Source organism: Williamwhitmania taraxaci (assembly GCF_900096565.1).
Lineage (GTDB): Bacteria > Bacteroidota > Bacteroidia > Bacteroidales > Williamwhitmaniaceae > Williamwhitmania > Williamwhitmania taraxaci.
Genome location: NZ_FMYP01000131.1, coordinates 1 through 3,771, shown reverse-complemented (window position 1 = coordinate 3,771; position 3,771 = coordinate 1). Strand labels below are relative to the sequence as shown.

Here is a 3,771-nt window from a genome sequence, read left to right as displayed (position 1 = left end):
ATCACCGAAACAAGTGGCACAATATCACCGAAATATCAAATGTGCAAGGAGCGCATAGAATCCACTGCCAAGCTAGTGAAAGGGGTGGCCTCAGCCGAATGGAGTTCCGACAACCAGCTACTGCACGTTCAGTTCGACCCCACCAAAACAAGCGTAACGGCCATTCAAAAAGCCTTGGCCAAGGTTGGACACGATACCGAGAAGTTCAAAGCATCCAATGCAGTTTACAATAGCTTACCCGAATGCTGCTGGTATCGAAAATAAAGTAGAAGGTAGTCCATCCGCACAAGCATGCTGATTTTATACTCCTATAGAATGCCTCGGTAGCTCAGTTCAAAAGCTATCGGGGCTTATTATTTTGTAAGGTATTCTTTTAACTGGATGGTATCGATGCCACATGTTCCATTTGCTTGTTCGCACACATTAATAAGGTTTCAGCAGATATATGGTTGGGAATAATGTTCCTATAGGGGTATACGATCCAACATCTTTGAAATTTTACAGGAGGGTTATGCTTGGCTCATGCTCTTAGGTAGGGCTGGTAGACAAGAAAGCCAAAGAGGTAACAGGTGAGTTCGAAAAACTGGTTAATGAAATTATTACAGAACTAAACAAACAATAACGATGGGTAATAGTAGGTGGAAATTGGGCTGGTTTAACGCATGGGTTGGATTAATTTGTATTTTTTATCCCTAGTTTTAATTTTTTCTTTGCTTATGAAACCTTCCTACAACGTTCATTTGCCACAGTTTTGGTAGGACTGAGATAAAATGCGATTCTTCAGAAATGAAGATAATTACTGAGAAAGGCACTTTCTATCATTACAACAAAAAAATTACAAACTTATTACTGAGTTTCTAAAGAGCAACAAACCGGTTGAAATATGGTATGATAAAGAAGACTGGAATACAGTCGACTTTAAAGCCAACTGGGAGTTTCTAATTAAACGCAGTGATTTGGGTATAATCCTTTACCTTGTAGGCCTCATTATATCCAGAGGTATGGTAATAATCATTACTATACTGATAATAAAAACTAAAGGATGTGGTGCCTATGAATTAATGGAGAAACATTCGAAAACAAATCCTGCTAACGCGTACATATAGCACTGCTCGAGCGGGGCGCGACAAGTTATGTTGCCCATACGCTACAACGAAAGATCACTGCAGCCAGGCGGAACGGCCTGTTGGTAGTACAGCACTTTGGGCCAGGACGCTTTTTTGCCAGCAGGCTAAAGGGTTTTTGCTATATTTGCTCTTGTGTCGGGCTGGTACGCACGAACAGCATGTACGCGCGATCGGGGGACGTATCTGTTTATTCTGGATTTTTCAACCTAAGTAAATTAGTTATAAGTGTTACGTATATAAACCTAAGGAGGGGAATTACCCCCTCCTTAGGTTTACTTTAATCGATTTAGTAAAAATTCTCTTAATCGTTGGTCTGAAGAGTAAATAGAGAAAGAGTTTCCCGCCTTCATTTTGATTTTAACCCCTTTCCATGGAAAGGTTTTTCTTACCTGCTTAATTTCGGCATAAGGAATTTCCAATCGCCGTCCAATTGAAGCGAATTTAACTGGCATAAAAGACATAGAGCTGTCACTAAACGTAGTTACTCCATCTATACGAAATGGCTTTACAATAGCACCTCCAAAACCCCAAACCAAAACCTTTGATACAATCTCATTACCATTTGCCGCAACTATTCTAGATGGACGGCGAAAGGGTTTAGGCCTAACATCAAGAGTGGCAGCAGAAAATTCGTCAGAATTATTCAGAAATAGCCGATAACGATCTCCATTTGTAAGCCGTATTTTAAAATTTCTATGTAAAAAACGCTTAATCGTGGCAATGGAATCAAACGGGATAATGGCCGATGTGAGGTATTTTTGATGGTTACTCGGTTCAATTATTAATGAGTTATTCTCAATTTTAAAATGAGCACGAAATGAGTTTATGCCGAGCAATGGGCAATTAACGACAACGAAATTACCAGAATAAACACGTTCAGTTACTACTTGCCCTGTTGCTTTTATTGCGAAAGCGGTTAATATCGCCACTAAAAATGTTGTTGCTCTCATATTCATCACCATTTGTCAATTTGACGATTTAGATGGGACTGAAGATAGTATCCGCCAACGATACCTGCCACAGCGCCAGCGACCATACCCGGTTCACCTCCAAGTGTACCAACGGCAATCCCTGCAACAGCCCCACCAACTAAACATGCAACTACAACAACCGCTTTTGCAACATATTTACATAGCTTCTTAAACCATGATCTGCTAGCGCTTCCAGAATCCATTGCAGTATCAGAAAAAGCAAAACCAACTGTGGGAATAATATTTGAAAGAAACATTTGAATACCTGCTTTTATTCTAACTTTTTCCTGTAGATTAACCTGTAAACTTTCTGCTTGCAATAAATACTTGTTCCCAAATGAAGTTAACGCGTCGGTAAACTTATTTTCATCAATATTATCTGCATTTAATGCATTTAGTGACAAACTCTTGAAGTTAGTCTCCAACTCTTCATAAAAATTATTCATGAATACGCTTGCGTTTAGGGACATTGCACTAGCTTCTTGTGCGAAAAGACCAGAAATATTTAAAGATTTAAAAAAGACATCTACAAATTTTGCAGAATTAAAATCCGGCGATTCAAAATCAGCACTTTCAATGGCATCAATGGCTACAACTTTTTTATTGAAAAGATTAATACATTTGGCCTCATTGTAGTCGGTTTCAAATGTGGGTCCTTGCTCATCAACCATGTATTTGACCATATTCTTTTCGAACTCTTCTTCAGATGGTATTTGAGTCCTAGTTGTTGAAGATACAGACTTAAGAGCAAACTTAAATGCACCACTTACCACTGTAGTTGGGAAATCACTTACTTTAATGACTTCATCCGATTGCTTTTCGCACCCGACAACAGCGAAAAGAGAACACAATAAAAACAAACTTACTTTTTTCATTCTAAATGATGGTTTTAATTATTTCCAATCCGAGAAGTGTATCCTCTCACTTATATATGCCAAAAAGAGCCATTTTGTGACAAGCAAAAATCATTTATTTTTCAAAGGTTATTCTATTTGTAATGAATATAAATTACGTATAGGGTTTCAATTAGCGTTTGTTGACCTGAAATATTTCATTTTATAAGAACGATTTCTTTCGCACGGAGTAACATTAAAAATAATGAGTAATTACCATTATCCGCGAAATTGTTTTCTAATGATATTGTATAATTCCTTTCGGCGACCAATTCAGTTTCTTGCCCAAATTGCTCGAAATAATCAGAATATTCTCTGTTTAGAAATCGCTTCTTGCCGAAAGAAGAAATTTCAAGTTTTGTCATAAATCTCGCGATTTTAAATATTATGAAAGAAATCCCAATTACTATTAATACAATTTCTACTTTTAATGAATCAATTAGATTTTTACTGAAAAGTCCTATAAATATTACTACAGACAAGGCTAATGAATATGTAATATCATTGAATACAAATTTTAGCAGTTGTTTATTCTTTTTACTTTTATCAAATCTTTCAGATGCCGTTAATAATGGAGTTTTATTGTTTTTTAGAACTGCCATTCCAGTATTTAAATCATACCGCCATTTTCTTTCAGATTCGACCTTTAAAACGTCTTCATAAATATGTTCAATATTTTCAGCTAATTGATTCCTAAATTCAAGTAACAAATGCAACTTATAGGATTGATTGGAGAGAAAGGAATTGCATTTTTTCAGAACAGGAAGATGAGAATTACTC

General features: G+C 36.7%; 4 protein-coding genes. 1 reads left to right on the top strand and 3 read right to left on the bottom strand.

What is annotated here, in order from left to right:
• Window positions 1-264 (top strand): heavy-metal-associated domain-containing protein (locus tag BLS65_RS17310; protein WP_139180984.1); only part of this gene is annotated, 264 nt, incomplete at its 5' end.
• Between the two features lie 1,135 nt (window positions 265-1,399).
• Here the strand turns inward: BLS65_RS17310 and BLS65_RS17305 are convergent.
• From BLS65_RS17305 to BLS65_RS18550, 3 genes are all read right to left on the bottom strand, one after another.
• On the bottom strand, window positions 1,400-2,077 hold the full coding sequence (locus BLS65_RS17305; RefSeq protein WP_125869946.1) for a hypothetical protein: 678 nt from the start codon (window positions 2,075-2,077) through the stop codon (window positions 1,400-1,402).
• Window positions 2,078-2,082: 5 nt separating this feature from the next.
• Window positions 2,083-2,973 (bottom strand): glycine zipper family protein, encoded by an 891-nt coding sequence (locus BLS65_RS17300; protein WP_092441043.1) that lies wholly within the window; start codon window positions 2,971-2,973, stop codon window positions 2,083-2,085.
• A gap of 176 nt (window positions 2,974-3,149) precedes the next feature.
• A partial coding sequence (locus tag BLS65_RS18550; RefSeq protein ID WP_212590590.1) for a hypothetical protein occupies window positions 3,150-3,771 on the bottom strand: 622 nt, incomplete at its 5' end.

What these genes read in the sequence shown, in the direction of transcription:
- BLS65_RS17300 (WP_092441043.1), bottom strand. Translation starts at nt 2,973, where the DNA reads ATGAAAAAAGTAAGTTTGTTTTTATTGTGTTCTCTTTTCGCTGTTGTC.
- BLS65_RS17305 (WP_125869946.1), bottom strand. Translation starts at nt 2,077, where the DNA reads ATGAGAGCAACAACATTTTTAGTGGCGATATTAACCGCTTTCGCAATA.